This window comes from Serpens gallinarum (assembly GCF_014836765.1).
In the GTDB taxonomy this organism is placed as follows: domain Bacteria; phylum Pseudomonadota; class Gammaproteobacteria; order Pseudomonadales; family Pseudomonadaceae; genus Serpens; species Serpens gallinarum.
This window is the reverse complement of the sequence record NZ_JACSQG010000002.1, coordinates 122,828-148,322: the sequence shown is the minus strand read 5'-3', so window position 1 is coordinate 148,322 and position 25,495 is coordinate 122,828. Positions and strand designations below refer to the sequence as shown.

24 protein-coding genes are annotated in these 25,495 nt (G+C 62.0%); 11 read left to right on the top strand and 13 right to left on the bottom strand.

Going from position 1 to position 25,495, the window contains the following annotated elements; genetic code table 11:
* The first annotated feature begins 2 nt into the window (after window positions 1–2).
* The 5 genes from uvrD (at window position 3) to H9642_RS05935 (ending at window position 5,611) form a co-directional block, all read left to right on the top strand.
* The gene (gene uvrD / locus H9642_RS05955) at window positions 3–2,198 is read left to right on the top strand and encodes a DNA helicase II (RefSeq protein ID WP_251835511.1); all 2,196 of its coding nucleotides are present in this window, start codon (window positions 3–5) and stop codon (window positions 2,196–2,198) included.
* A gap of 109 nt (window positions 2,199–2,307) precedes the next feature.
* On the top strand, window positions 2,308–3,405 hold the full coding sequence (locus H9642_RS05950) for a TRAP transporter substrate-binding protein (protein WP_251835510.1): 1,098 nt from the start codon (window positions 2,308–2,310) through the stop codon (window positions 3,403–3,405).
* Between the two features lie 130 nt (window positions 3,406–3,535).
* Window positions 3,536–4,105 carry a TetR/AcrR family transcriptional regulator gene (locus H9642_RS05945; protein ID WP_251835509.1) on the top strand — a complete coding sequence of 190 codons (570 nt, stop codon included), beginning with the start codon at window positions 3,536–3,538 and terminating at the stop codon, window positions 4,103–4,105.
* Between the two features lie 111 nt (window positions 4,106–4,216).
* Window positions 4,217–5,095, top strand: a complete 879-nt coding sequence (locus H9642_RS05940) for a Tim44 domain-containing protein (protein WP_251835508.1) — start codon at window positions 4,217–4,219, stop codon at window positions 5,093–5,095.
* Window positions 5,096–5,203: 108 nt separating this feature from the next.
* On the top strand, window positions 5,204–5,611 hold the full coding sequence (locus H9642_RS05935; protein ID WP_251835507.1) for an SMI1/KNR4 family protein: 408 nt from the start codon (window positions 5,204–5,206) through the stop codon (window positions 5,609–5,611).
* Between the two features lie 21 nt (window positions 5,612–5,632).
* Here the strand turns inward: H9642_RS05935 and H9642_RS05930 are convergent, their stop codons facing one another.
* Together H9642_RS05930 and H9642_RS05925 are read right to left on the bottom strand one after the other, a co-directional pair.
* Window positions 5,633–6,331, bottom strand: coding sequence for an RES family NAD+ phosphorylase (locus H9642_RS05930; RefSeq protein ID WP_251835506.1), 699 nt, complete (start codon window positions 6,329–6,331; stop codon window positions 5,633–5,635).
* Window positions 6,331–6,747, bottom strand: a complete 417-nt coding sequence (locus H9642_RS05925; RefSeq protein WP_251835505.1) for an antitoxin Xre/MbcA/ParS toxin-binding domain-containing protein — start codon at window positions 6,745–6,747, stop codon at window positions 6,331–6,333. The genes H9642_RS05930 and H9642_RS05925 overlap by 1 nt, the downstream gene beginning before the upstream one ends.
* 170 nt (window positions 6,748–6,917) lie before the next feature.
* Between H9642_RS05925 and H9642_RS05920 the strand changes: the two genes are divergently transcribed.
* On the top strand, window positions 6,918–7,403 hold the full coding sequence (locus tag H9642_RS05920; RefSeq protein WP_251835504.1) for an acyl-CoA thioesterase: 486 nt from the start codon (window positions 6,918–6,920) through the stop codon (window positions 7,401–7,403).
* 31 nt (window positions 7,404–7,434) lie between these two features.
* On the opposite strand, the gene H9642_RS05915 is transcribed toward H9642_RS05920, so the two are convergent.
* The 4 genes from H9642_RS05915 to H9642_RS05900 all read right to left on the bottom strand — a co-directional run bounded on the left by H9642_RS05915 (window position 7,435) and on the right by H9642_RS05900 (window position 11,428).
* Window positions 7,435–9,105, bottom strand: a complete 1,671-nt coding sequence (locus H9642_RS05915; protein ID WP_251835503.1) for a GGDEF domain-containing protein — start codon at window positions 9,103–9,105, stop codon at window positions 7,435–7,437.
* Window positions 9,102–9,971: an endonuclease/exonuclease/phosphatase family protein gene (locus tag H9642_RS05910; protein WP_251835502.1), complete on the bottom strand. Its 870-nt coding sequence runs from the start codon at window positions 9,969–9,971 to the stop codon at window positions 9,102–9,104. Before H9642_RS05910 ends, H9642_RS05915 begins: the two co-directional genes overlap by 4 nt.
* 52 nt (window positions 9,972–10,023) lie before the next feature.
* Window positions 10,024–10,653, bottom strand: coding sequence for a thiol:disulfide interchange protein DsbA/DsbL (locus tag H9642_RS05905; RefSeq protein ID WP_251835501.1), 630 nt, complete (start codon window positions 10,651–10,653; stop codon window positions 10,024–10,026).
* Between the two features lie 142 nt (window positions 10,654–10,795).
* Window positions 10,796–11,428, bottom strand: coding sequence for a c-type cytochrome (locus H9642_RS05900; protein WP_251835500.1), 633 nt, complete (start codon window positions 11,426–11,428; stop codon window positions 10,796–10,798).
* Between the two features lie 416 nt (window positions 11,429–11,844).
* On the opposite strand from H9642_RS05900, the gene yihA reads away from it, so the two are divergent.
* Complete coding sequence (gene yihA, locus H9642_RS05890) at window positions 11,845–12,501, top strand: ribosome biogenesis GTP-binding protein YihA/YsxC (protein WP_251835499.1); 657 nt, start codon at window positions 11,845–11,847, stop codon at window positions 12,499–12,501.
* Window positions 12,502–12,805: 304 nt separating this feature from the next.
* Here the strand turns inward: yihA and polA are convergent, their stop codons facing one another.
* Window positions 12,806–15,589 carry a DNA polymerase I gene (polA, locus tag H9642_RS05885; protein ID WP_251835498.1) on the bottom strand — a complete coding sequence of 928 codons (2,784 nt, stop codon included), beginning with the start codon at window positions 15,587–15,589 and terminating at the stop codon, window positions 12,806–12,808.
* A gap of 78 nt (window positions 15,590–15,667) precedes the next feature.
* Here polA and H9642_RS05880 point away from each other — a divergent pair, with 78 nt between their 5' ends.
* From H9642_RS05880 to H9642_RS05870, 3 genes are all read left to right on the top strand, one after another.
* Window positions 15,668–15,949, top strand: a complete 282-nt coding sequence (locus tag H9642_RS05880; RefSeq protein ID WP_251835497.1) for a DUF2782 domain-containing protein — start codon at window positions 15,668–15,670, stop codon at window positions 15,947–15,949.
* Between the two features lie 7 nt (window positions 15,950–15,956).
* Complete coding sequence (locus H9642_RS05875) at window positions 15,957–16,907, top strand: homoserine kinase (RefSeq protein ID WP_251835496.1); 951 nt, start codon at window positions 15,957–15,959, stop codon at window positions 16,905–16,907.
* Window positions 16,908–17,034: 127 nt separating this feature from the next.
* Window positions 17,035–17,964: a ZIP family metal transporter gene (locus H9642_RS05870; RefSeq protein ID WP_251835495.1), complete on the top strand. Its 930-nt coding sequence runs from the start codon at window positions 17,035–17,037 to the stop codon at window positions 17,962–17,964.
* A gap of 9 nt (window positions 17,965–17,973) precedes the next feature.
* On the opposite strand, the gene H9642_RS05865 is transcribed toward H9642_RS05870, so the two are convergent.
* Window positions 17,974–18,597 carry a class I SAM-dependent methyltransferase gene (locus H9642_RS05865; RefSeq protein ID WP_251835494.1) on the bottom strand — a complete coding sequence of 208 codons (624 nt, stop codon included), beginning with the start codon at window positions 18,595–18,597 and terminating at the stop codon, window positions 17,974–17,976.
* Window positions 18,594–20,603, bottom strand: coding sequence for a DNA helicase Rep (gene rep, locus H9642_RS05860; RefSeq protein ID WP_251835493.1), 2,010 nt, complete (start codon window positions 20,601–20,603; stop codon window positions 18,594–18,596). The genes H9642_RS05865 and rep overlap by 4 nt, the downstream gene beginning before the upstream one ends.
* A gap of 169 nt (window positions 20,604–20,772) precedes the next feature.
* Here rep and H9642_RS05855 point away from each other — a divergent pair, with 169 nt between their 5' ends.
* Complete coding sequence (locus H9642_RS05855) at window positions 20,773–21,135, top strand: PilZ domain-containing protein (RefSeq protein WP_251835492.1); 363 nt, start codon at window positions 20,773–20,775, stop codon at window positions 21,133–21,135.
* A 51-nt stretch (window positions 21,136–21,186) separates the two neighbouring features.
* Here H9642_RS05855 and H9642_RS05850 read toward each other — a convergent pair whose 3' ends face one another.
* Genes H9642_RS05850 through H9642_RS05835 form a run of 4 tightly spaced genes read right to left on the bottom strand, consistent with a single transcriptional unit; the run spans window position 21,187 to window position 25,489 of the window.
* Complete coding sequence (locus H9642_RS05850; RefSeq protein WP_251835491.1) at window positions 21,187–23,283, bottom strand: flagellar biosynthesis protein FlhA; 2,097 nt, start codon at window positions 23,281–23,283, stop codon at window positions 21,187–21,189.
* Complete coding sequence (flhB, locus tag H9642_RS05845; protein WP_251835490.1) at window positions 23,280–24,419, bottom strand: flagellar biosynthesis protein FlhB; 1,140 nt, start codon at window positions 24,417–24,419, stop codon at window positions 23,280–23,282. The genes H9642_RS05850 and flhB overlap by 4 nt, the downstream gene beginning before the upstream one ends.
* On the bottom strand, window positions 24,412–25,212 hold the full coding sequence (gene fliR / locus H9642_RS05840) for a flagellar biosynthetic protein FliR (protein WP_251835489.1): 801 nt from the start codon (window positions 25,210–25,212) through the stop codon (window positions 24,412–24,414). Before fliR ends, flhB begins: the two co-directional genes overlap by 8 nt.
* Window positions 25,213–25,216: 4 nt before the next feature.
* The gene (locus H9642_RS05835; RefSeq protein ID WP_433962674.1) at window positions 25,217–25,489 is read right to left on the bottom strand and encodes a flagellar biosynthetic protein FliQ; all 273 of its coding nucleotides are present in this window, start codon (window positions 25,487–25,489) and stop codon (window positions 25,217–25,219) included.
* Window positions 25,490–25,495 lie beyond the last annotated feature (6 nt).

Here is a 25,495-nt window from a genome sequence, read left to right as displayed (position 1 = left end):
CGATGCACGATGACCTCTCCTTATTACTGAATTCCCTCAACGATGCTCAACGCCAGGCCGTAGCAGCCCCGCGCGGGCGTCAACTGGTGCTGGCCGGTGCCGGCTCGGGCAAGACTCGCGTGCTGGTGCACCGGATTGCCTGGCTGATCCAGGTCGAGCACGCCTCTGCGCACTCCATTCTGTCGGTGACCTTTACCAACAAGGCCGCCGCCGAGATGCGCCAGCGCATCGAACAGCTGCTCGGCCTGAATCCGGCGGGCATGTGGGTCGGCACCTTCCACGGCCTGGCGCACCGCCTGCTACGCGCCCATTGGCAGGAAGCTGGTCTGGCGCAGAATTTCCAGATCCTCGATTCCGATGATCAGCAGCGCCTGGTCAAGCGGGTGATCCGCGAACTGGGTCTGGACGACAACAAGTGGCCGGCCCGTCAGGCGCAGTGGTTCATTAACGGCCAGAAGGACGAGGGCCTGCGCCCCCAGCACATTCAAGCCAGTGGCGACCTGTTCCTGGCCACCATGCGCACCATCTACGAAGCCTACGAAGCGGCCTGCGCGCGCGCCGGGGTCATCGATTTCTCCGAGCTGCTGCTACGCGCGCTGGACCTGTGGCGCGATCAGCCCGGTCTGCTGGCCCATTACCAGAAGCGTTTCCGGCACGTCCTGGTCGACGAATTCCAGGACACCAACGCCGTCCAATACGCCTGGCTGCGCCTGCTCGCCCAAGGCGGCGACAGCCTGATGGTGGTCGGCGATGACGACCAGTCGATCTACGGCTGGCGTGGCGCGAAAATCGAGAACCTGCACCAGTACAGCCAGGATTTCCCAGACGTCGACACCGTGCGCCTGGAACAGAACTACCGCTCCACCGCCACCATTCTCAAGGCGGCCAACGCGTTGATTGCCAACAACCAGGGGCGCCTGGGCAAGGAGCTATGGACCGACGGTGAGGAGGGCGAACCGCTGGCGCTGTACGCCGCCTACAACGAGCACGACGAAGCGCGTTACGTGGTTGAAGGTATCGAGCGAGCCATCAAGGACGGCATGGCGCGCAGCGACATCGCCATTCTCTACCGCTCCAATGCCCAGTCGCGGGTGCTTGAAGAGGCCCTGCTGCGCGAGCGCATTCCTTACCGCATCTACGGTGGCCAACGCTTCTTCGAGCGTGCCGAGATCAAGAACGCCATGGCGTACCTGCGTCTGCTGCAGACCCGCCACAACGACGCAGCGCTGGAGCGGGTGATCAACCTGCCGGCGCGCGGCATCGGTGAAAAGACTGTGGAGGCCTTGCGCGACTTCGCCCGTCAGCAGGATTTGTCGCTGTGGGCGGCGATTCACGAAGCGACTGGCCTCAAGGCCATCACTGGGCGGGCCGCCAGCGCACTGAATGCCTTCGTCGAATTGATCGACGAACTGGCCTTGAAGGTCGAAGGCCTGCCCTTGCACAGCATGGCGCAGCGGGTCATTGAAGAGTCCGGACTGCTCGCTTACCACCGCGACGAAAAAGGCGAGAAAGGCCAGACGCGCGTGGAGAACCTCGAGGAACTGGTTTCCGCCGCGCGGGCTTTCGATCACTACGAAGGCGAAGAGGGTGACGAGGCGCAGACGCCGCTGGCCGCCTTCCTCGACCACGCCTCACTGGAGGCCGGCGAGCAGCAGGCCGCCGAACATGAGGACAGCGTGCAACTGATGACCTTGCACAGCGCCAAGGGCCTGGAGTTTCCGCTGGTCTTCCTGGTCGGCCTGGAAGAAGGCCTGTTCCCGCACAAGATGAGCCTGGAAGAACCCGGCCGCCTGGAAGAGGAACGCCGCCTGGCCTATGTCGGCATCACCCGCGCCATGCAGCGGCTGATCATGTCCTACGCGGAAACGCGCCGCCTGTACGGCAGCGAAACCTACAACAAGGTGTCGCGCTTCGTGCGTGAAATTCCCGCCGGGCTGGTTCAGGAAGTGCGTCTGTCTAATAGCATCAGCCGCCCCTACGGGCAGAACACGCAACATGCTGCGGGGTCGATGTTCGCCGGCGCCGCCGTGCCGGACACCGGTTTCAACCTCGGCCAGCGCGTGCGCCATGCGCTGTTTGGCGAAGGCGTGATTCTCAACTTCGAAGGCTCCGGCGCCCAGGCGCGGGTCCAGGTGAATTTCGCCCAGGAAGGCAGCAAGTGGCTGATGCTTGGCTACGCCAAACTGGAGGCGCTGTAAAAAAAGCCGCACCGGCGCCGATATGGTAAAAACCAGCACGCGCCTGACGTAAGGCGCGCAGCATATTAAAAAAACACCCGACAACGGGTTTGACCACTAGGGAGACACCATGAACCGTCGCCATCTGTTCGGCGCCGCCGCTGCCTTGCTCGCCACTTTGGGCTTGGCTGGCTGCAAAGACGACAGCAGCCCGGCCGCCCAGCAAGCCGCTGCTCAACCTGCCCAGACCTTCCACTGGAAAATGGTCACCTCCTGGCCGAAGAACTACCCCGGTCTGGGTACCGCTGCCGACCGCCTGGCCGAGCGCATCAACACCATGAGCAACGGTCGCCTGACCATCAAGGTGTACGCCGCAGGCGAACTGGTACCGGCACTGGAAGTATTCGACGCCGTTTCCCGCGGCACCTCGGAAATGGGCCACGGCACTCCCTACTACTGGAAGGGCAAGGTACCGGCCGCACAGTTCTTCAGCTCGATCCCGTTCGGTTTCTCGACGGGCGAGATGAATGCCTGGATTCACAAGGGCGACGGCCAGGCCCTGTGGGACGAAGCCTATAGCGCACACGGCGTAAAACCGTTCGCGGCCGGCAACACCACCATGCAGATGGGCGGCTGGTTCAACAAGGAAATCAACTCGGTTGACGACCTCAAGGGCCTGAAGATCCGTATGCCGGGCCTGGGCGGCGAAGTGCTGGCCAAGCTGGGCGCTACCACCATCAACCTGCCGGGCGGTGAAATCTTCACCTCGCTGCAGACCGGTGCCATTGATGCCACCGACTGGGTCAGTCCGTACAACGACCTGGCCTTCGGCCTGAACAAAGCCGCCAAGTACTACTACTTCCCGGCCTGGCAGGAGCCGCAGGCGCTGGTCGAGCTGCTGGTCAACAAAGCCGCCTACGAAAGCTTGCCAGCCGATCTGAAAGCCATCGTTGCCGAGGCCTCGCGCGCCGCGACCCTGGACATGATGGACGATTACACCTTCAACAATGCCAAGGCACTGCCGGCACTGATCGAGCAGGGCACCGTCCTCAAGCGCTTCCCTGATGACGTCCTGACGGCGCTGCGCGAAACCTCCACCCAAGTGATCACGGATGTCGCCGCGCAGTCCGAACTGGCCACGCGTATCCACGCCTCGCAGCAAGACTTCCTCAAGAAAGCCACGCAGATGCACCAGATGACCGACAAGGAAATCTATCAGTGGCGCTAAGCGCCACTGACGTCACGTAGCGTAACGCCTGCAACGGAGCCCCTCGGGGCTCCGTTTTCATTTGCGCCATCCGTCGCGGTGCACTACTGCATGGCTCCTGCCGGCCATACTTTCCGGCGAGGTGATTGCCATGCCCCAGCCTAGCGCACAGCAGATTCTCGACACTGCCCTGATTTTGGCCGAAGACTGTGGCTGGGAGCGCTTGCGCCTGTTTGCTATCGCCGATCAGCTGGGCGTCGGCCTCGATGCCATCGCCCACCATTTCACCGACAAGGACCAACTGGTGGAAGCCTGGTTCGACCGTGCCGACCAAGCCATGCTGATACGCAGCCGTGACGAAGCACTGAGCCTGCTGGCGCCTGCCCAGCGGCTGGAGGAGCTGTTGATGGCCTGGTTTGCGCCGCTTGATGCTCACCGCCGGCTGACCCGGCAGATGCTGCTCTACAAATTCGAACCGGCTCATGTGCACCTGCAGGTGCAAGGCCTGTTGCGCATCAGTCATACCGTGCAATGGTGGCGGGAAGCGGCGCAGCGCGGCACCAGCCATGGGCAGCGGGTGGCTGAGGAATGTGCGCTGAGCGCGGTGTACCTGAGCACCGTCTGTCACTGGTTGCGCGCGTACTCCGCGGACCTTGGCGAAACCCGTGCGCATTTGCGTGCCCGCTTGCGCTGCGGCCCTCTGCGCCTGCTGCTGCGGTGATCGGCTCGCACAAATACATTGCCAGGCAAAAGCCGGAAACATTCTGCGCTGGCATTCAGTGCAGGGGCTGTGCAAGATGACGCGCGTGGATCAACCAACGGGACTACCTTAATGCAGCGTTTTCTCAGCATCGCCCTGGCCTTGTGCCTGGGCCTGACTCTCAGCCTCGACGCCAATGCCAAGCGCATGGGCGGTGGCAAAAGCTTCGGCAAGGCACCCAGTCACCAGACTCGCCAAGCCGCTCCGGCGCAGCAAGCACCCACCGCCGGCGCAGCAGCCGCGGCACGCCCGGCCAGTGGCGCCTCCAAATGGCTCGGCCCGTTGGCCGGCCTGGCTGCCGGTGGCTTGCTGGCCTCGATGTTCATGGGTGATGGCTTCGAAGGCCTGCAGTTCATGGACATCCTCTTGTTCGGCCTGATTGCCTTCGTGATCTTCAAGCTGATCGCCTCCCGTCGTCGCAAGGCCCTGGCCACTATGCCGCAGGCGCAGCAATACGCCGCCGCGGGCGCAGGGGGTCCGGCGCCCATGACGCGTGATGTCCAGCAGCCGGCAGCCGGCAGTAACATCTTCGGCCAGAGCCTCGGTGGCGCTGCCAGCGCCGCCCCGGTCATCAATGCTCCGGCCTGGTTCAACGAACAACGCTTCGTTGAGCAGGCTCGCGAACACTTCCAGTCCCTGCAGCAGCATTGGGACGCCAATGAAATGGACCAGATCGGCGAGTTCGTGACCCCGGAACTGCTGGATTTCCTCAAGCGCGAGCGCGCCGAGTTGGGCGATGGCTTCCAGTCCACCTACATCGACAACCTGCACGTGCAGCTCGATGGCGTGGATGACGATGCCGAGAAGACGGTCGCCACGCTGACGTTCAGCGCCGTGAGCAAGACGTCGCGCTTCGACCAGGGTGAAGCATTCAGCGAAAGCTGGCGCATGGAGCGCGAGCAGGGCGAAAACCAGCCGTGGCTGGTCGCCGGTATTCGCCAGAACGGCTGATCCGCACACGCGAAAACCCCAAAACCCGGAGCTTGCTCCGGGTTTTCTTTTGTCTGCCTGCCGCTTGCGCTATAAAGCGAGCATTCCCTGCACAGAGAGCCCCCCACCGTGGAAGACGTCATCGACCAACTGCGTGAAGTCAACGAAACCGTTCCGGTGCCGCTGGAGTTGCCCGAAGAGGAAACCCTGGTGGAGATCCAGGAGCAAATCCTGATCCATCTGCCCTATGAACTGCGTGAATTTCTCCTCAAGGTCAGCGACGTGGTGTACGGCCGCCTGGAGCCGGTGACGGCCAGCGATCCGCATTCCCACACCTACCTGCCGGAAGTCGCCGCCACGGCTTGGGATATCGGCGTACCACGCGAGCTGGTGCCGCTGTGCCAGGACGGCCGTGACTATTACGTGGTGGATGCCGAAGGCGAGGTCTTTCTGTGGCTCGAAGAAACCGGCGAGCTCGATGACGAGAGCTGGGAGTCAGTCTGGCATTGGGTACGCGACGTCTGGCTGGAAAGCTGATCCGCCGCGCCCATTCGCCGCTCAGGGGCGGCGCAGCTCCGCCAGACTGAGGCGACGCAGCAGCCGGCCCGGCTCCCGCTCCACGTCAACGACCCCAGCCTTGGCATCGATACGATAGGTCAGCTCATGCAGCTGCACCGGTTGTGACAAGGGCGAGGCGCGAAACGCCGCCAGGCATTCGCCACCCGGCCAGCGCGCCGAAGGGTACAGCAAGCCAGGCAGGCCCTCATGGGCCACGCGCTTGCCCACCGCTTGCGGCCAGGCGTAATCGTCGCCAACCAGCGCCGGAAAAGCGACAGCCTTGCGGCGCAGATCAATGAACAATCCCCCCGCCTGCACGCGCCAGACCTGGCGATAGCGAGTCACAACCCGATCGATGCCCTCGATTTCGCGCAGCATCATGATTTGGTGATAACAGGTCTCGGCCAGCGCGGTATCGCTGTCCAGCGCCCCGTACCAGACGCGGATGCTGCCATCACCGAAGCGGCTCGCCACGCAGATGTCGGATTCGAAGGGGTAATTAATGGCTTCGCTGTAGGCCAGGCCGCGGTCGATGACACCCTGTGGCACCTGGCGCACACGCATTACGGCGACAACCGCCACGTCCTGCGCGCGAGCGTCTGGCAGCAGGTCATCGAACAGGTTGACCGACTGGCGCAGTGAGGCAATGTTGCGAAATACCGGTGCGGAGAAATCGCAACAGGTATCCAACAGCGCCATCAGCGACCCCGCTGAAAATCGACCAACCGCGCAATGCGCGCGATACCGATCAAGCCGTCGCGCACCATGACTTCCAGCGGCGTGGCGCCATCCAGGGCCTGGTTGCGCCGCCGCACCCAGTTGAAGCGCAGCTCTTCATCCTCGGGAAACAGCACGCGCAGCCCCTTGTGGATAACCAACAGGTAACCGGCGCGATCCAGGGTGTCGCGGCTGTTGGGCAGCGCGCTTTCACCGGCACGGTATTTGGGCAGTTGCTTGCGGCTGTTGGGGCTCATGCCCAGCAGCTGCATCTGCACCTCGGTGTCGAGCGCCCAGCGTTCAAACAAGGCCGCCAAAATGCGCGCCAGTTCGCGCCGCTCTTCTTCTGTACCCAACGCCTGGGCGGGGTGCGCTGAACGCAAGCTGGTGACAGTCATGGGATGGATGTACACCGGTAGTTAGTAGAAATATCGCCAACTTTAGTAGATAAAACCTTGCCCCAGCCAGAAAACCGATAAAACAATTAACCTAATAGCCACTAGCCACGGGACAAAATGCCGCACCTCGGCTATCGTGGCGCCTCGTTTTTCTGTTGGTGAAAAGTGTGATGGAAGTCGGAAACCACCAATTGTCGATGTCAGTACTGATGACCCCCGACAAGGCCAATTTTTCCGGCAACGTGCACGGCGGCACGTTGCTCAAGTACCTGGACGAGGTGGCTTATGCCTGCGCCAGCCGCTACGCCGGCCGTTATGTGGTGACCCTGTCGGTGGACCAGGTGATGTTCCGCCAACCGGTGCATGTGGGTGAGTTGGTCACCTTCCTCGCCTCGGTCAACTACACCGGGCGCACCTCGATGGAAATCGGCATCAAGGTGATCACCGAGGATATTCGTGAGCGTTCGGTGCGCCACACCAACAGTTGCTTTTTCACCATGGTGGCCCTGGACGAGGAAGGCAAACCTGCCGAAGTACCGCCCTTGCAGCCGGAAACCGCTGAAGAGCGGCGGCGCTTCTTTCAGGCCGAGCAGCGACGCAAGATCCGCGCTGAGCTTGAACAGCGCTATCAGGAATTGCGCGCACCGCAAGGCTGAACGCTCTGCGTATGACAGGCCTGCCTGGTCCTCAGGGTGCCAGGCAGACCGTCATTTCGCCGTCTACCACGAGCCGGTTGCGGCCCTCATGCTTGGCCCGGTACAGCGCCTGGTCAGCCCGCTGGAAGGCCTCCTCACCGGTCTCTGCGCTGCGAAAGCTCGCCAGGCCGGCAGACAGGGTAATCGGCAAGCGCTCGCCCTTGAAATGAAACGGACAGGCCTCGATGCTGGCCAGCAGACGGCGCAGCAAGTCCTGTCCTGACGCCAGACTGCGATCGGGCAGCAACAGAACGAACTCCTCGCCGCCAAAGCGCGCAATGAATTCCTTTTCGCCCAGCTCGCGAACCAGCGCGTCGGCGATCAGCTTGAGCACTTTATCCCCAGCCAGGTGGCCGTAGCTGTCATTGACCTGCTTGAAATGATCGACATCCAGAATTGCCAGCAGCAAATCGCCACCGCGCGCCTGCCACTGCTCCATTGCCGTTCGCAAACGGGCATTCCAGGCGGCGCGATTGGGCAGACCGGTCAAGGGGTCGAGCAGCGTCTGTCGTTGTTGTGTGTCGATGTGCGCACGGTAGTGTTGGGCTTCGCTTTCCAGCTCGGCCACCCGCTCCGCTAGAACCTTCAGGCGTCCAAGCAGCGCCTGATCGCGACGCTCACGTTGCTCCCGTTGCAGGGTAAGGCTCGCCAGCAGGCTGTCCAGGCGCTCGGTAAGGCTGGTTTTGAGTTGCTCCAGATCCTGGGCTTCGCGCACGCTGTGCTGCAGGTGGTCCACATGCGCACGTAATTGCTGGTCGAGATCGCGGGCCAACGCCACTTCGTCGGCCTGAGCGGCATCCATGTCCATCAGGCTCGCCTGGAACTCGGCCAGACGCTCAATCAATTGCTGAAGATAATCGCCCAGGCTGCGCTGGTCGGAGGCAGCGTCACGCACCAGGCGGGCCAGGCTTTCCACTACGGTCACCAGCTCGTAGCCGTGCAGGCCTCGATTGATCTTTCGCTTGAGCCGTCGTGCCTGGAGCTGATAGTTCGCCGGCAGATCGTCGTCTTCGAACAGCTCGTAAAGGACGCTTTCGACCCGCCCGACGATATAGGCGTAGCCCAGCATGGATGGCTGATCGTCCGCCGCTGCGGTGTTCTCGCTGGACGGACTGACGCCCCTGTCGAGTTCATTCGACACGGCAGATTTATCCGCTGGCAGGGCAGACGCAGGCGTACCCAAACCCTCCAGCAAACCGGCCGCCAACGACTTGTGGGCGACGAACTGCGCCAGCACTTGCCACTGATATTGATTGAATTCGCTCAGGGCCGCGGACAAATCCAGCTGCAGCGGATCGATTTCATCCAGCGCCTGGGAAAACTGCGTAATTGCGCGATGCAGCTCCTGAGACAGGTTCAAGGTTTGCAGTTTGGTCGCCTGCCCGATCAGGGCATGGCGCTGCTCATGCAGGCTGGCGCTGCGCCTGCTTGCCACATCCACCAGGACGATGTCCAGTTGCGCCAACACCGCTTCCAGCTGCGCGCCATCCTCGCCCCGCAATACCTGGCGCAACTCGCGCAGGCAGTGATCAACCGCACTGTCATGGCCCACCACAGCGAAACTGCTGCGCACCATGGCCTGGCGCAGCAGCTGATTTTCCGCCTGCAGTCGCTGCAATGCCGGGCAGGGGTCGCCATTTTCAAAGCTGTCGGGACAACTCATGACGCGGATTCACTCATTTTCTGAGGCAGGGCATCGCCCCCCAGCTGATGGGGCAAGCGAATCTCGACCGCCACAGGCAGATGGTCGGAGATCGCCTGATCCAGCACCTGTACCCGCTCCAGGCTCAAGCTCGGGCTAAGCAGGATGTGGTCCAGGCAGCGCTGCGGCTTCCAACTGGGGAACGTGGCTGCAATCTGGGGCGCCACCAGGCTAAGGTCACGCAACGGGGAGTGCTCAAGCAGCTCAACGGCCTGGGTATTCATATCCCCCATCAGCACCATGTGCCGGTAATCGCCGAGCAGCTCGCGAATATAGGCCAACTGCCGGGTGCGTACCCGAGCGCCCAGCGCCAGGTGCATCATCACCACCGCCAGGGCATTCTTGCCCTCGCCGAAACGCAGCAGGATGGCGCCACGGCCGGCCGGACCCGGCAGCGGATGATCCTCGAGCCCCTGTGGCTGCAGACGGCTGAGCAAGCCGTTGCTGTGTTGGGCAAAATGCCCAAGGTTGCGATTGAGCTGCTGATACCAATAGGGAAAGTCGCCCAACTGGGCGAGGCGCTCGACCTGATTGACATAACCGGAGCGCAGACTGCCGCCGTCGACTTCCTGCAACGCCACCAGATCGTAATCGCCCAGCAGTTCGCCAATACGCTGCAAGTTATTGGCGCGCCCCGCATGGGGCAACAGATGCTGCCAACTACGGGTCAGGTAATGGTGATAACGCTGCGTGCTGATCCCGACCTGGATATTGAAACTCAACAGGCGTAACAACCCATCGGCAGGCAAGCCGCGGCAATCCTGACCCTGCGAGTTGACCTGAGGTTTGCAGGCTGCAGGCGTGCGAGACAGGCGACGGCGCAGCATCAACAGCTCCGATAGCCGGGCCGGGCTGAGCGAATCGGCAGCGACGCGGGCTTCACTGGGCTGCGCGCTCCTTTGCGATCAGGAAATCAGCCACCGCCACCGCTTGCTGCGGGCCGCCGGCGGAGCCGAGGTCCAGGCGGTACTTGCCATTGACCACCAGCACCGGGACGCCGGTGATCTGATAGGCCATGGCCAGCTTCTTGGCCTTTTCCATCTGCCCTTTTACGGCAAATGATTTGTATGACTTGAGGAAAGCTTCGCTGTCCACACCCTGCTCGGCCAGCAGTTCGGCCATGGCTTCGGGCGTGGCGAGCTTCTTGCCATCGCGGTGGATGGCGGCAAATACCGCCTCATGAACCTGCTGATCGACCTTCATGGCTTCCAAGGTGAGAAACAGCTGGCCGTGGGTATTCCACACACCGCCGAACATGGCCGGTACGCGGACGAAGTTCACGTCATCGGGCAGGGTATCCACCCAGGCATTCAGGGTCGGTTCGAACTGATAGCAGTGCGGGCAGCCGTACCAGAACAGTTCAACCACTTCGATCTTGCCCGGCTGGGACACCGGGACCGGGCTGCTCAGCTCGACATACTGCTTGCCCGCCTGATAATCGGCGGCCAGCGCAGCCATGCCGAAAAGACTGGTGGCCGCCAGAACGGCGCTGAGTAACAGGTTACGCATGGTTGACTCCTAGACTGAGATTTCGGACCGCTGTCGGCCGCATTTCGACCGAAACCGCACTGCGGCGGTTCCTTGATTGTAACGAGGCCGGAAATAAAAAAGGGCGGCCATCGCCACCCTTTTTTTAATGCAGACCCTGCGCTCAGTGCAGGCCCTGGATATAGCTGGACAGCGCGGCGATGTCCTTGTTGCTCAGTTTGGCAGCAATGGAACGCATGATCATCGTGTCGCCATCGTTGGTGCGCACACCTTCACGGAAATCGGTCAGCTGCTTGGCGACATAGGTCGCGTGCTGCCCGCCCAGTGCCGGGTAGGCTGCCGGAGCGTTGCCCTTGCCGTCCGGAGCGTGGCAGCCGATGCACGAAGGCATGCCTTCGGCCAGCTTGCCACCGCGATACAGCGCGGCACCACGCTCAACCAGAGCCGGGTCGGCGGCGCCGACGCTGATTTTCTGGCTGGAGTAGTACGCGGCAATATCAGCCAGATCCTGGTCGCTGAAGGGGTCCAGCATGCCGGTCATTTCCAGCACCTTGCGGCCTACGCCCTCGGGGGCACCGGGAGTGGAACCGGCCTTGATGTCATTCATCTGCTTGAGCAGGTAACGCTCACCCTGGCCCGCCAGCTTCGGAAAGTTCGGCGCAGCGCTGTTGCCGTCCGCGTTGTGGCAGGCGCCACAGAGTGCAACTTTGGTCTGGCCGGCTGCAGCATCGCCAGCAGCTTGTGCCATACCAGTGATTCCCAGGGTCAACAGCAGACTCACGAGTACTTTGTTCATCAGCTAATCCAATAACGGCTAAGGGTGAGAGGGGCTTTTGGAGTTACGTGCTCATCCGCTTCGATGACGGCCTTGTAGTCCTCGACAGAGCAATCCATCCACATGCCGCTCGGCGGCATGGCGTTGAATCCATTGACGACATGGGGTACCGGAGTGCCCATGCCTTATCCAGCAGCAGTTTCAGGCAGTATCGCCCTGTGTGTAGCGCCATGGGCAACTGTCTTTTAAGGCAGACGCCGCAGCTACGCTCAAAAGACCGTTTGCGGATAGTGTGCGGCCTGAGCGTGAATTACCAGCCCATTGCCACACAACCACGGAACAAAGCGCACACAAAATCTGCGGCATTATATACTTGCGCCGCTGAAACGGAAACGAAACCGCCGCCTGCGACGCCGAGTCGCACCCCTGGAAAGCCCATGTCAACCAAGAATCCGATCCTCGGCCTGTGCCAACAGGCCGCCTTTCTCATCAGTGCCGCCAAGGTTGATCAATGCCCGCCGGACGAAGGTCTGGAGGTGGCGTTCGCCGGACGTTCCAATGCCGGCAAGTCCAGCGCGCTGAATACCCTGACCCATGCCAGCCTGGCGCGCACCTCGAAAACCCCAGGCCGTACGCAGTTGCTCAACTTCTTCGCACTGGATGGACAGCGTCGCCTGGTCGACTTGCCTGGTTATGGCTACGCCAAAGTGCCGATTCCACTCAAGCTGCACTGGCAAAAGCACCTGGAAGCCTACTTGGGCAGCCGCAATAGCCTGGCCGGCCTGATCCTGCTGATGGATATCCGCCATCCGCTCACCGAGTTCGATCGCCTGATGCTCGACTGGTCGCAGGCCAGCGGGATGCCGCTGCACATTTTGCTGACCAAGGCCGATAAGCTGGCTTTCGGCGCGGCCAAGAATGCGCTGCTCAAGGTGCAGAAAGACGTGCGCGACGGCTGGGGCGAGGAGGTCAGCGTCCAGCTGTTCTCGGCCCCCAAGCGCCAAGGCATTGATGAAGCGCTGGCGGTGCTGGCCAACTGGCTGGAGCTCGGCCAGGACGAGAATGCAGCCGAACAGGACCAGCAGCAGGGCTGAACCACAGCTGCGTTGCGCCCGGTTTACGCACGTGTTACAGGCAAAAAAAACCTCGAACTTCGTATGGGGAGGGGAAGTTCGAGGTTCAAATCCGAACCGCTATGGCGAGGCCCGGATATCTGCCAACACTAAACACAACAAGGAGCAATGAACGGCTTCACCCATTCAAGGCGTCTGACCGAGGATGCTCCGCAATAGTTCAATCGCCTTATAAAAAAATCGCCGAAGCAGCATGGCTGTCCGGCGTTTTTTGTTTAAAGGGGCCCGAAAAAGGCCGATGCCCAGCTTGGCGAACCCGGTCTAATCAGTGTGCTTCGTCCCAGTTGTTACCCATGCCTGCCTCAACTAGGAGCGGCACGGCCAGCTCAGCGGCATGGCTCATCAGGGAGATAACCTGCTCACGCACCTGATCGAGCAGCTCTTCACGCACCTCCAGCACCAGTTCGTCGTGCACCTGCAAAATCACGCGCGCATCCAGGCCGCTGTTCTGCAGCCAGGTATCCACCGCCACCATGGCGCGTTTCATGATGTCCGCCGCAGTACCCTGCATGGGTGCGTTGATGGCGGTACGCTCCGCCGCCTTGCGCATCGCGCCGTTCTTCGCGTTGATCTCCGGAAGGTACAGACGACGGCCGAACAGCGTCTCGACGTACCCTTGGGCGGCGGCTTGCTCGCGGGTGCGTTCCATGTAAGCGAGCACACCGGGATAGCGAGCGAAGTAGCGGTCGATATAGGCCTGGGCCTCCTTGCGGTCGACACCGATCTGCTTGGCCAGGCCAAAGGCGCTCATGCCGTAGATCAAGCCGAAATTGATCGCCTTGGAGCTGCGCCGCTGATCATGACTGACCTGATCCAGCGGGACGCCGAACACCTCAGCGGCGGTCGCACGGTGCACGTCCAGATTGTTCTGGAACGCATGCAGCAGGCCGGCATCCTGGGCCAGGTGGGCCATGATGCGTAGCTCGATCTGCGAGTAGTCAGCGGCCAGCAGCTTGTAACCCTCGGGCGCGATGAACGCCTGACGAATGCGCCGCCCTTCGGCGGTGCGGATCGGGATGTTCTGCAGGTTCGGGTCTTGGGAAGACAAACGCCCGGTCGCCGTGACGGCCTGTTGGTAACTGGTGTGGATGCGTCCCGTCTGCGGGTTGATCTGTTCGGGCAGGCGGTCGGTGTAAGTGCTCTTCAACTTGCTCAGGCTGCGGTACTGCATCAGTACCTTAGGCAGCTCATACTCCTGCTCGGCCAGTTCGGCGAGCACGCTTTCAGCGGTAGAAGGTTGCCCCTTGGCGGTTTTGCTCAGGACAGGCAAGCCGAGCTTTTCGTAGAGAATCACCCCCAACTGCTTAGGCGAGCCAAGATTGAATTCCTCGCCGGCAATGGCAAAGGCTTCGCGCTCCAGCTGCACCAGACGTTCGCCCAGTTCGCGGCTGTGTTCACCGAGCAGCTTGGCATCCACCAGCGCACCTTGGCGCTCGATACGCGCCAGCACCGGCATCAGCGGCATTTCGATGTCGGTCAGCACACTGGCCAGGCTCGGCACCGCCTGCAGCTTGGGCCACAGACTCTGATGCAGGCGCAGAGTGAGATCGGCATCCTCGGCCGCAAAGGGACCGGCCTGCTCCAAGGCAATCTGGTCGAACGTCAGCTGCTTGGCACCCTTGCCGGCAATATCCTCGAAGCGGATGGTGCCGTGGTTGAGGTACTTCAGCGCCAGGGCGTCCATGTTGTGGCGCGTGGCGACGGAGTCCAGCACATAGGATTCGAGCAGGGTGTCGAACGCCAGGCCGCGCACCTCGATGCCATAGCGCGCCAGCACATTCATGTCGAATTTACCGTGCTGGGTGACCTTGGCCCTGGCCGGATCTTCCAGCAACGGCTTGAGGGCCGTAAGTACTCTGTCACGGTCCAGCTGCTGCGGCACACCCATGTAGGTATGGGCCAGCGGCACATAAGCTGCCTCATGGCAGTCGACCGCGAAGGACAAGCCGACCAGCAACGCCTGCTGGGCGTCCTCGCCCGCGGTTTTGGTGTCGAAGGCGAACAGCGGGGCAGCGCGCAACTTGTCCAGCCAGGCGTCGAAACGGGCCGGATCGAGCAAGGTTTCGTAGCGGCTCTCGGTGTCGACGAGCGCTGTTTCGGCTTCGAGTGCCGCCGGCTCGGCGAACAGGTCGCCGCTGGCGCCCGGCTGGCTCGGCGCGGGGGCTGGCGGCGCCTTGCGCAGCAGTTCATTGAGCCAGGTCTTGAATTCCAGCTCACGGTACAACTCGATCAGCGCCGCGTCATCCGTTGCCCCGGGGTGCAGCTGTTCGATCTCGATATCCAGCGGCACGTCCAGCTTGATGGTGGCCAGCTGGTAAGAGAGGTACGCCATCTCCCGATGTTCGGCGAGCTTGGCGCCGAGGGTCTTGGCGCCGCGAATCGGCAGCTCGGCGACCTTGTCGAGATTGGCATACAGCCCGTCCAGACCACCGGGAATCCCGGTCAGGAGGCCCAGCGCGGTTTTCTCGCCGACCCCCGGCACGCCGGGAATGTTATCGACCTTGTCGCCCATCAGCGCGAGGAAGTCGATGATCAGTTCGGGACCGACGCCGAATTTGGTCTTAACACCCTCGACGTCATAGACGCTGCCGGTCATGGTGTTGACCAAGCTGACATGGGGGCAGACCAATTGCGCCATGTCCTTGTCGCCGGTGGAAATCACCACGTCGCGGCTCTGCGCGGCACATTGGCGGGCGAGGGTGCCGATCACGTCGTCGGCCTCGACTCCTTCGACGCACAGCAGCGGCAGGCCGAGGGCTTGCACACTGGCGTGCAGCGGTTCGATCTGCAGGCGCAGCTCATCGGGCATCGACGGCCGGTTGGCCTTGTAGTCGGCGAACAACTCATCGCGGAAGGTGCCGCCCTTGGCGTCAAACACCACGGCAAAGGGGCTGTCCGGGTACTGCTTGCGCAGGCTGAGCAGCATGTTCAGCACGCCCTTGACCGCACCGGTCGGCAGGCCTTTGGAGGTGGTCAGCGGCGGTAGGGCGTGGAAGGCGCGATACAGATAGGAGGAACCGTCCACCAGGACGAGGGGCACTTGACTCATGTGCAGGGCAACCTTTTGCACGGGCCCGGCGCTAGAATGACCGAACCAACGAATTGATAACTGAGGGACAAGGTTACCATGCGCGTTCTCAAACCTTTGCTGCTGGCAAGTCTGCTGGCGTTGCCACTGAGCGGCTTCGCCCAGGACCCGGTGGATGCCGATCCCGACGTGACCATTCGCCAGCAGGGCGACAGGACCGTCGAGGAGTACCGTGTGAACGGCTTCCTCTATGCGATCAAGATCACCCCGAAAAACGGCAAGCCGTATTTCCTGGTACGCGCCGATGGCGATGACGGCAACTTCGTGCGTGCCGACCAGCCGGACCTGCTGATCCCGTCCTGGAAAATCTTCAGCTGGTAGGTGTGCCATGTCAGTCTTTACGCCACTCGAACAACACGAACTGGAAACCTTCCTGGCCCCCTACGGGTTGGGGCGGTTGCATGAATTCCAGGGCATCGCCGCCGGCACCGAAAACAGTAACTTCTTTGTCAGCCTGGAAGGTGGCGAATTCGTGCTGACCCTGGTCGAGCGTGGCCCGGTAGACGATCTGCCGTTTTTCATCGAGCTGCTCGATGTGCTGCACCAGGCCGATCTCGCGGTGCCTTACGCGCTGCGCGATCGCGACGGCATGGCGCTGCGCTCTCTGGCGGAAAAACCCGCGCTGCTGCAACCGCGCCTGCCAGGCAGCCATGTCAGCGAACCCAATCCGCACCATTGCGCGGAGGTCGGCGACTGGCTGGCGCAACTGCACCTGGCCACCCGCGAGCGGGTTCTGGAACGTCCCAGCGATCGCGGCCTGGCGTGGATGCTGGAGCAAGGGCCCAGCCTGGCCCTGAGCCTGCCCGATGAACAATTGCCGCTGTTGCGCGATGCCCTGGCGGAAATCCAGGCACTGTTGCCGCGCCTGCAGACCCTGCCTCGCGCCAACTTGCACGCCGATTTATTCCGCGACAACGTGCTGTTCGAAGGCACGCACCTGACCGGCGTGATCGACTTTTACAACGCCTGCTCAGGTCCGATGCTCTACGACTTGGCGATCACCGTGAACGACTGGTGTTCGACGCCGGACGGTCCGCTCGACCCGGCGCGCACCCAGGCCCTGTTGGGCGCCTACTCGACGCAGCGCCATTTCACCCCGGCTGAAGCCGAACTCTGGCCGGCCATGTTGCGTATCGCCTGCGTGCGCTTCTGGCTGTCGCGGCTGATCGCTGCGGAAGAAAATGCCGGCCGCACCGTACTGATCAAGAATCCCGACGAATTCCGCTGCTTGCTGGAGGCACGCCAACAGGCCGACAGCGCGCTGCCCTTCGCGCTGTAGCGAGGGCATTTTGGCGGGATGGGGCGTTGACGATAAGCTAGGCCTATCGCCCCGTTCAGAGCTCCTCATCTTCCTCGCTGGATGCCTCGGGTTACACTGGCGCCTCGTTTTCAGTCCGGGTCAGATCATGGCTAATATTCCCACCCTTGCTGCCGAACTGCGCAGCGCCTGGGCCGCCCAGGCGCGTGCCAATCCAGTGATTGCCCTCGGGCTGGCCGGGACCAGTCTGGCACTACTGTGCCTGGTGATCGCCAGTGTTTACAGCGCGGTCAGCAACGGTAACCAGACCAACCTCGGCTACGCCTTCATTGGCGGCACGGCCGGGTTTGTCACCACGTCCCTGGGTGCGCTACTGGCCGTCGCCCTGACCAGCATTTCAACCCGCACCCAGGACAGCATGCTCGGCTTCGCCGCCGGCATGATGCTCGCCGCCAGTGCCTTTTCCCTGATTCTGCCCGGACTGGCTGCCGCCGAAACCATTTTTGGCAATGCGCCCGCCGCCGCGCTGACCGTGGTGATCGGCCTGGGCCTAGGCGTGCTTCTGATGCTCGGCCTCGACTACTTCACGCCCCACGAACATGAAAGCACCGGCCCCTGCGGCCCGGATTGCGTGCGTTTGAACCGGGTCTGGCTTTTCGTGCTGGCCATCGCCCTGCATAACATCCCGGAAGGCATGGCCATCGGCGTAAGTTTTGCCCACGGCGATATGACCGTCGGTCTGCCGCTGACCAGCGCCATCGCCATTCAGGACATTCCCGAAGGCCTTGCCGTGGCCTTGGCCCTGCGCGCCATCGGCCAGTCGATGCTGCGCTCGGTGCTGATTGCCGCAGCCTCCGGGCTCATGGAGCCCATCGGCGCATTGCTCGGCATCGGCATTTCCAGCGGGTTTGCCATTGCCTACCCGGTCAGTCTGGGCCTGGCTGCCGGCGCGATGATCTTCGTGGTCTCCCACGAGGTAATCCCGGAAACCCACCGCAACGGTCATCAGACCCCGGCTACTGTCGGCCTGATGGTGGGGTTTGCGGTAATGATGTTTCTGGATACGGCGTTGGGCTAATGCCTGGCGTTAGGATTGCGAACCAACCGCTGGCTTGCGCCACACGCTGGCCAACCAGGGCTGTTGTTCACGCGGCAGACCGGCGGGGCGGTAATAGTGTTCCAGCTCCTTGAATCCGGCGGCGAGCACTAACGCGCGCCAGCGTGGCCAGTCGTACCACACGCCGTAGCGCTCGCCCTGCCAGCCTTCATCGTTATGGCCGCGCGGGTTGGAGCTGAACAGCGCGCCGCCGGGTTTCAGGCAGGCATACAACTGACCGAGCACGCGCGGCAGGTCGGCGGCAGGGATATGGAACAACGAGGCATTGGCGAACACGCCGTCAAAGCGCTCGCCGGGCAGGTCGAGTTGTAGAAAATCCTGCTGCCACACCTCGCAACCGCTGTCGTCTCGCGCCATGGCGACAAAGTCGGCGCAGCCGTCCAGGCCCACCGGCGCGTGGCCCAGCGCCTTGAAGGCGGCCAGGTCCCGGCCTGGGCCGCAGCCGAAATCCAAAATGGCCAGCGGTGCAAATGCCGGTAAATGGCGCAGCAGCGCCTCGATGTTCTGTCGTACATCATGATCGCGCGTGCCTTCGCGGAAGGCGGCGGCATTGCGCTGGTAATGGGCGAGGGTGATACGGCTGGTGTCTTTCATCGTTTCAGCATGGCACGCATGTTGGCGAGCGCATCATTGCCGCGCGCGGCCTTGATCTCCTGTGGGGCTTCTTCCTGGCCTTCCCAGACCAGGTCTTCGCTGGGCAGCTCATCGAGAAAACGACTTGGCAGGCAGTCGATGATCTCGCCGTATTGCTTGCGCTTGGCGGCGAAGGTCATGGTCAGGTTACGCTTGGCGCGGGTGATGCCGACATAGGCCAGGCGGCGTTCTTCCTCGATGGTGTCGGCTTCGATGCTGGAACGGTGCGGAAGGATTTCCTCCTCCACACCAAGGATATACACCGAAGGGAATTCCAGGCCCTTGGAGGCATGCAGGGTCATCATCTGCACGCCCTCGGCGCCGTCTTCCTCTTCCTGCTGGCGCTCGAGCATGTCGCGCAGCACCAGCTTGCCGATGGCGTCCTCGATGGTCATGTCACCCTCTTCGTCCTTCTCCAGGGTGTTCTTCAGCGCCTCGATCAGGAACCAGACGTTGCCCATGCGGTACTCGGCGACCTTGTCGCTGGAGGCGTTCTGCCGCAGCCAGGTCTCGTAGTCGATATCCATGACCATGCTGCGCAGCGCGCCGATGGGGTCATCTTCGGCGCACTGCTGGCGCAGCTTGTCCATGTAGCGCTTGAAACGGCCCAGACGCTCGGTGTAACGGCTGTCCAGATGCTCGGCAAGGCCGAGTTCATCACTGGCGGCGTACATGGAGATCTTGCGCTCGGTGGCGTAGTTGCCGAGCTTTTCCAGGGTGGTCGAGCCGATTTCCCGGCGCGGCACGTTGATCACCCGCAGGAAGGCGTTGTCGTCGTCCGGATTGACCAGCAGACGGAAGTAGCTCATCAGGTCCTTCACCTCCTGGCGGGCGAAAAAACTGGTGCCGCCGGACAGGCGATAGGGAATCTGGTGGTGCTGCAACTTCAGCTCCATCAGCTTGGCCTGGTAGTTGCCGCGATAGAGGATGGCGAAGTCGCTGTACGGGCGCTGGGTGCGCAGGTGCTCGGTGAGGATTTCCAGGGCCACGCGCTCGGCTTCGGCATCCTCGTTGCGGCAACGGATCACGCGGATCTCGTCGCCGTGGCCCATCTCGCTCCACAGCTGCTTTTCGAACACGTGCGGGTTGTTGGCAATGAGGATGTTGGCGCACTTGAGGATGCGGCTGGTGGAGCGGTAATTCTGCTCGAGCATCACCACCTTGAGCGACGGATAGTCCTCCTTCAACTGCATGAGGTTTTCCGGCCGCGCGCCGCGCCAGGCATAGATCGACTGGTCGTCGTCACCCACCACGGTGAACTGGCGGCGCTGTCCCACCAGCAGTTTTACCAGCAGGTACTGACTGGCGTTGGTGTCCTGGTATTCGTCCACCAGCAGGTAGCGGATGCGGTTCTGCCATTTTTCCAGGATGTCGGCGTGCTCCTGGAACAGCTTCACTGGCAGCAGAATCAGGTCGTCGAAGTCCACCGCGTTGTACGCCTTGAGCGTGCGCTGGTAATGCAGGTAGACAATGGCGGCGGTCTGCTCCTTGGGATTGCGCGCTCTCTCCAGGGCTTCTTCAGGCATGATCAGGTCGTTCTTCCAGGCGCCAATCAGATTCTTCACCTCGTCGGCGCCATCGTCACCGGCATACTCCTTCTGCATGATGTCGCTGAGCAGCGCCTTGATATCGCCCTCGTCGAAGATCGAAAAGCCGGGCTTGTAACCCAGGCGTGCGTATTCCTTGCGGATGATGTTCATGCCCAGGTTGTGGAAGGTCGACACCGTCAGACCCTTGCCCTCGCTGCCACGCAGCAGGCTGCCGACGCGCTCTTTCATTTCGCGCGCAGCCTTGTTGGTGAAGGTCATGGCCACGATGTGCCGGGCCTGGATGCCGCACTGCTGGATCAGATAAGCGATCTTGCGGGTGATCACGCTGGTCTTGCCGGAGCCGGCACCCGCCAGCACCAGCATCGGACCGCTGACGTAGTGCACCGCTTCCTGTTGGCGGGGATTGAGTCGGGACATGAATACCGTGCCTGAAAAACGCGAGCCGGCGATTCTAGCAGGCGAGCGGCAGGCACTGCTGAGCTCGGTGATCCATGTCATGGTTTGGCCCAGAAGGCGGAACGGCATAGACTAGCAGCGCAGGCCCTATGCCATTATTCGTATTCTCTGTGCCGAGACGACCCGAAATATGCGTAAGTTCAGCCGTTTTCCGTTTATCAAAGGTCTGCGGATCGATGTCATCGATACCGTCCGAGGACAATCCCTGGGCTATGCGGCCGATGTGTCGTTGGGAGGCCTGCGCCTGATCGGTGCGGAGCCACTGGTGGCAGGCGAGGAATATCAGCTGCAGCTCAACATCCCGGCCAACAAGGTGCTGCCGCAGCAGGAAATCCCCATACAGGTGGTCGTGCAGTGGTCGCGCAAGAACTTTCGCCGCGGCTATGAGCAGGGGCTGAAGCTGACCGAGTCCTCGCGGGCTTTCGAAAACCTGGTCAAGTCCCTGAGCCATACCCTGGGGTTATCGGACACCAGTCTGCCCAGACGCCGCTGACGTTGCGTGAGTGAAGGCGGGGTGGATGGTCAGCGCATCCACCCCAACCCACTAGCCCAGCGTACCGACAATCTTCACACCGACTTTTTCAGGAATCTCGTTCTGCGAAAGCACGTGCAGGCCGGGGCTGAACACCCGTGCGTAACGGGCCAGCAGCGGGCGCAGCTGCGGCATCACGGTGAGGACCGGCGGGTGGCCATCCTTGCGCAGGCGCTCCTTGACCACCGGCATGCTGGTCTGCAGCTGGTTGAGCAGCGCCGGGTCGACGGGAATGTTGTCCAGGCTCACCGGCCCCTGTTGCTGGGCGATGCCCAGGGCGCCAAGCAGGGTGTTTTCCAGCGCGCTTTCCAACACGAACACGCCCAGTTCGCTGCGCTCGCCGGCGATCATCGACACGATGGTGCGACGCAGCGCATAGCGCACGTCGGAGGCCAGCAGAATCGGGTCCTTTGTGGTTTCGCTGGACTCCAGCAGCGTGGTGGCAATGGTGACGATGTCGCGCAGCGGCACTTCTTCCTGCAGCAACTGGCGGTAGACACGGTGCTGCTGCGTATAGCTCAGCGCCCCCTTGAGGTGCTCGGCGAGCTTGGGCGCCTGCAGGGTGAGACGCTGCATCAGCTGGTCGACATCGTCATGCTTGAAGATCTCGCCCAGGTTTTCGCGAATGATCTTGTTCATGTGCGTGGCCACTACGCTGGCACAGTCGATCACCTGATAACCCAGGTTCAGCGCCTTGCTCTTCTGGCCCGGCTCGATCCACACCACTTGCATGCGGTAGGCCGGGTCGTTGCCGAGGATGCCGTCGATCTCGCCATAGGTTTGCGGCGAAGGAATGGCCATCAGCCGGTCGGCGTGCAGCTCGGTGCCGTCGATGCGCTCGCCGTTGATGTAAATCGCATACTGCGACGCCTTCAGGCGCAGGCTGTCGCGAATGTGCACTTCCGGCAGCAGGAAGCCGAGCTGCTCGGACAACGTCTGGCGCACGCCGCGAATCCGTTGTGGCAGCGGCGCGCCGCTGGCCTCGTTGACCAGGCCAACCAGTTTGTAGCCCAGGGAAATGGACAGCCGCTCGACCAGCGGGATGTCTTCCCAGGCCAGGCTCTGCGGCTTGTCCTGCCGCAGGTCCTGGCTCAGTGCGGTGATCTTCTCGAGGCTTTGCGCCTCGTCCACCGGCAGGGTTTTCGAGACTTTCCACGCGACAAAGCCGATCAGTGCCGCGAAGCTGAAAAACGCGAGGTGCGGCATGCCGGGAATCATCGCCAGCACGGCGATAACGCCGGCCACCGTGTAGAGCACCGGCGGCTGGGCGAGCATCTGCCGACGGACCAGGCTGGTGATGTCGGCCGACTCGTTGGTGCGGGTGATGATGATCGCCGCCGCGGTGGACAGCAAAATGGCCGGGATCTGCGAGGCCAGGCCGTCACCGATGCTCAGCAGGGCATACAGGCGGAACGCGTCGCCGGCGGACAGGTCATGCACCAGCATGCCGATGGCGAAACCGCCGAACAGGTTGATCAGCAGAATCAGGATGCCGGCGATGGCGTCGCCGCGCACGAATTTCGCCGCCCCGTCCATGGCGCCGTAGAACTCGGACTCCTTGGCCACGTCGCGGCGACGCTTGCGTGCGTCGTCCTGGCCGATCAGCCCGGCGTTGAGGTCGGCGTCGATGGCCATCTGCTTGCCAGGCAATGCGTCCAGGGTGAAGCGCGCGGTCACCTCGGCGATGCGCTCGCCACCCTTGGTAATCACCATGAAGTTAACGATGGTGAGGATCACGAAGACGATCATGCCGACGATGAAGTTGCCGCCGATCACCACTTCGCCGAAGGCCTCGATCACCTTGCCCGCGGCATCGGTGCCGTTGTGCCCTTCAAGCAACACGATGCGCGTCGAGGCCACGTTCAGGCACAGACGCAGCAGCGTGGTGATCAGAATCACCGTAGGCAACAGCGAGAAGTCCAGCGGCGTGCGGGTCGATACACACACCAGCAACACCAGCACCGCCATGCCGATGTTAAAGGTGAACAGGATGTCGAGCATCAGCGGCGGCAGCGGCAGGATGATCATCGACAGGATGGACAGGACGACCAGCGGGATGCCGATACGGCCGCTGCGCAAGGTGGGCATGAACTGCTGCAAAAGACTCATGATGGCACTCGGTTGGCAAGGGCTTCGGGAATGGGCAGGTCTTGCGGCAACACCGGCTGTTTACGCCGGCCTTGTCGATAGGCCTTGAGTTGCAACACGTACGTCAGTACGTGGGCGACCGCCTGATACAGCGGTGCGGGAATCTGTTGATTGACCTGGGTGGTGAAGTACACCGCACGGGCCAGCGGTGGCATTTCCACCACTTCGATGGCCAGCTTGGCGGCCAGCTCGCGAATGAACAGCGCGGTTTCGTCGTGCCCTTTGGCAATCACAAAGGGCGCCTGGGCTTTGCGGGTGTCGTACTTGAGGGCCACTGCGTAGTGCAACGGGTTGGTGATCACCACATCGGCGTCTTTCAACACCTTACTGATTTGCCGCTGCGCCAGTTGGCGCTGCAACTGCTTGATCTTGGCCTTGACCTCAGGCTTGCCCTCCATGTTCTTGTGCTCTTCCTTGCGTTCCTGCTTGGTCATGCGCATTTTTTTCATGAACAGGAAGCGCTGCAGCGGCACGTCGATCATCGCGAACAGGACGAACACCGCCATCAGCGTCAGCAGCAAATCGAAGGTTAGCGAGAACGCGCTGCCGATCGCGGTGTACAGGTCGGTTTTTTGCAGGGCGATCAGCCGCGGCAGGGTGTAGACCATCTGCAGCCAGGCGATGGCGATCAGCACGATGATCTTCAGCAGCGACTTGAGAAAGTCGGTGAGGTTCTGCAGCGAGACGATGCGTTTCAGGCCGGTCAGCGGGTTGATCTTGTCGAGTTTGAAGTGAAAATTCTTCGAGGCAAACATCCAGCCGCTGGGAATCATGCCGAAGATCACCACAATGAAGGGCGCCAGAGCCAGCGGCAGTAGCACTTTGACGAACAGCAGCAGGTTCAGAGTGAGCAGCGTGGTCAGGTCGTCCAGGCCGATTTCGCTGTGATGGAAATTGATGTAGGAGGCGGCGAAGATCTGCTGCAGACCGTCGAACATGAATTCGAAGAAAAAGCGCAGCAACAGCAAGGTGGCGAGCAGCGACACCATGGTGGCCAAGTCGCGGGAACGGGTCACCTGTCCATCGTCGCGGCTCTTTTTGAGTTTCTGCGCGGTAGCTTCTTCAGTTTTTTCCTGAGAGGAATTCTGCTCAGCCATCACCGCCTCGCTGCAGCAGGATGGCCAGGTTGTCGAGCACCTGGCGGCTGAGGTTCAGGTAGCTCTCCGGCAGGTAAGGCACGATCAGCGACAGGCACAGCATGCCGACCAGGATGGTGACCGGAAAACCCAGGGAAAACAGATTCATCGCCGGGGAAATTCGGTTCAGCAAGCCGAAGCAGAACTGCACCAGAAACATGCTGAACACCACCGGAATCGAGATCAGCAGGGCGGCGGCAAATACCCAGGCCAGGGCGTGCACCAGCGCATTCAAGCCGAAATAATGCAGCCCACTGCCCACCGGCCAGTACAGAAAGCTCTGATAAACAATGCTTAGCAATAAAAGGTGGCCATCAATGGCAAAGAACACCAAGCCCAGCAGAATGTAAAAGACCTGATAGAGAATCGGTGAGGACGACACGCCGTTGACCGGGTCGTTCATCTGCGCCATGGCCATGCCCATCTGCGTCGACATCACCGCGCCGACGATGCTGAACACCGCAAACACCAGCTGCAGCATCAGGCCCAGCAGCATGCCGAACAGAATCTGCTCCACCGTGGCCAGGGCACCGGCGAGCGACAGTACGTCGATCTGCGGCGGCGCGGGCAGTGAGCCGGCCACCGCCGCGCTGATCACCAGGGCCAGCAGCAGGCGGATTTTCGGCGACACCGCCTTGTGGCGAAACATCGGCGCGACGCTCATGGCCGCCGCGATGCGGCAGAACGGCCACCAGAACACCTGCAGAGCCAGCAGCCATTGGCTGACATGGAACAGCGCCTGACTCGAATTCATCGGTTCAACCGACCAGGCCGCCCGCCTGGCGAAAGCTCTCGATGAACAGCTCACTGAGGGTGCGCAGAATCCAGTGGCCAGCGACGATGAGCATGGTCAGCGTAATCAGCAAGCGCGGCAGGAAGCTCAGCATCTGTTCGTTGATCTGCGTGGCCGCCTGGAAAATAGCCACCAGCAGACCACCCAACAGGCTCGGCACCACCAGTACGCAGACGATCAGCCCGGTAATCTGTACGGCATGGGTGATGATGTTGACGGCGATATCGGGGGTCAGCATGACGAG

Excerpts from the sequence above, each read along its gene's own strand:
- rep (WP_251835493.1), bottom strand. The coding sequence starts at position 20,603 with ATGTCCCGACTCAATCCCCGCCAACAGGAAGCGGTGCACTACGTCAGC.
- H9642_RS05950 (WP_251835510.1), top strand. The coding sequence starts at position 2,308 with ATGAACCGTCGCCATCTGTTCGGCGCCGCCGCTGCCTTGCTCGCCACT.
- H9642_RS05945 (WP_251835509.1), top strand. The coding sequence starts at position 3,536 with ATGCCCCAGCCTAGCGCACAGCAGATTCTCGACACTGCCCTGATTTTG.
- H9642_RS05930 (WP_251835506.1), bottom strand. The coding sequence starts at position 6,331 with ATGGCGCTGTTGGATACCTGTTGCGATTTCTCCGCACCGGTATTTCGC.
- H9642_RS05855 (WP_251835492.1), top strand. The coding sequence starts at position 20,773 with ATGCGTAAGTTCAGCCGTTTTCCGTTTATCAAAGGTCTGCGGATCGAT.
- polA (WP_251835498.1), bottom strand. The coding sequence starts at position 15,589 with ATGAGTCAAGTGCCCCTCGTCCTGGTGGACGGTTCCTCCTATCTGTAT.
- flhB (WP_251835490.1), bottom strand. The coding sequence starts at position 24,419 with ATGGCTGAGCAGAATTCCTCTCAGGAAAAAACTGAAGAAGCTACCGCG.
- uvrD (WP_251835511.1), top strand. The coding sequence starts at position 3 with ATGCACGATGACCTCTCCTTATTACTGAATTCCCTCAACGATGCTCAA.
- yihA (WP_251835499.1), top strand. The coding sequence starts at position 11,845 with ATGTCAACCAAGAATCCGATCCTCGGCCTGTGCCAACAGGCCGCCTTT.
- H9642_RS05870 (WP_251835495.1), top strand. The coding sequence starts at position 17,035 with ATGGCTAATATTCCCACCCTTGCTGCCGAACTGCGCAGCGCCTGGGCC.
- H9642_RS05850 (WP_251835491.1), bottom strand. The coding sequence starts at position 23,283 with ATGAGTCTTTTGCAGCAGTTCATGCCCACCTTGCGCAGCGGCCGTATC.
- H9642_RS05900 (WP_251835500.1), bottom strand. The coding sequence starts at position 11,428 with ATGAACAAAGTACTCGTGAGTCTGCTGTTGACCCTGGGAATCACTGGT.
- H9642_RS05920 (WP_251835504.1), top strand. The coding sequence starts at position 6,918 with ATGGAAGTCGGAAACCACCAATTGTCGATGTCAGTACTGATGACCCCC.
- H9642_RS05865 (WP_251835494.1), bottom strand. The coding sequence starts at position 18,597 with ATGAAAGACACCAGCCGTATCACCCTCGCCCATTACCAGCGCAATGCC.
- H9642_RS05835 (WP_433962674.1), bottom strand. The coding sequence starts at position 25,489 with ATGCTGACCCCCGATATCGCCGTCAACATCATCACCCATGCCGTACAG.
- H9642_RS05875 (WP_251835496.1), top strand. The coding sequence starts at position 15,957 with ATGTCAGTCTTTACGCCACTCGAACAACACGAACTGGAAACCTTCCTG.
- H9642_RS05915 (WP_251835503.1), bottom strand. The coding sequence starts at position 9,105 with ATGAGTTGTCCCGACAGCTTTGAAAATGGCGACCCCTGCCCGGCATTG.
- fliR (WP_251835489.1), bottom strand. The coding sequence starts at position 25,212 with ATGAATTCGAGTCAGGCGCTGTTCCATGTCAGCCAATGGCTGCTGGCT.
- H9642_RS05910 (WP_251835502.1), bottom strand. The coding sequence starts at position 9,971 with ATGCTGCGCCGTCGCCTGTCTCGCACGCCTGCAGCCTGCAAACCTCAG.
- H9642_RS05905 (WP_251835501.1), bottom strand. The coding sequence starts at position 10,653 with ATGCGTAACCTGTTACTCAGCGCCGTTCTGGCGGCCACCAGTCTTTTC.
- H9642_RS05925 (WP_251835505.1), bottom strand. The coding sequence starts at position 6,747 with ATGACTGTCACCAGCTTGCGTTCAGCGCACCCCGCCCAGGCGTTGGGT.
- H9642_RS05940 (WP_251835508.1), top strand. The coding sequence starts at position 4,217 with ATGCAGCGTTTTCTCAGCATCGCCCTGGCCTTGTGCCTGGGCCTGACT.
- H9642_RS05880 (WP_251835497.1), top strand. The coding sequence starts at position 15,668 with ATGCGCGTTCTCAAACCTTTGCTGCTGGCAAGTCTGCTGGCGTTGCCA.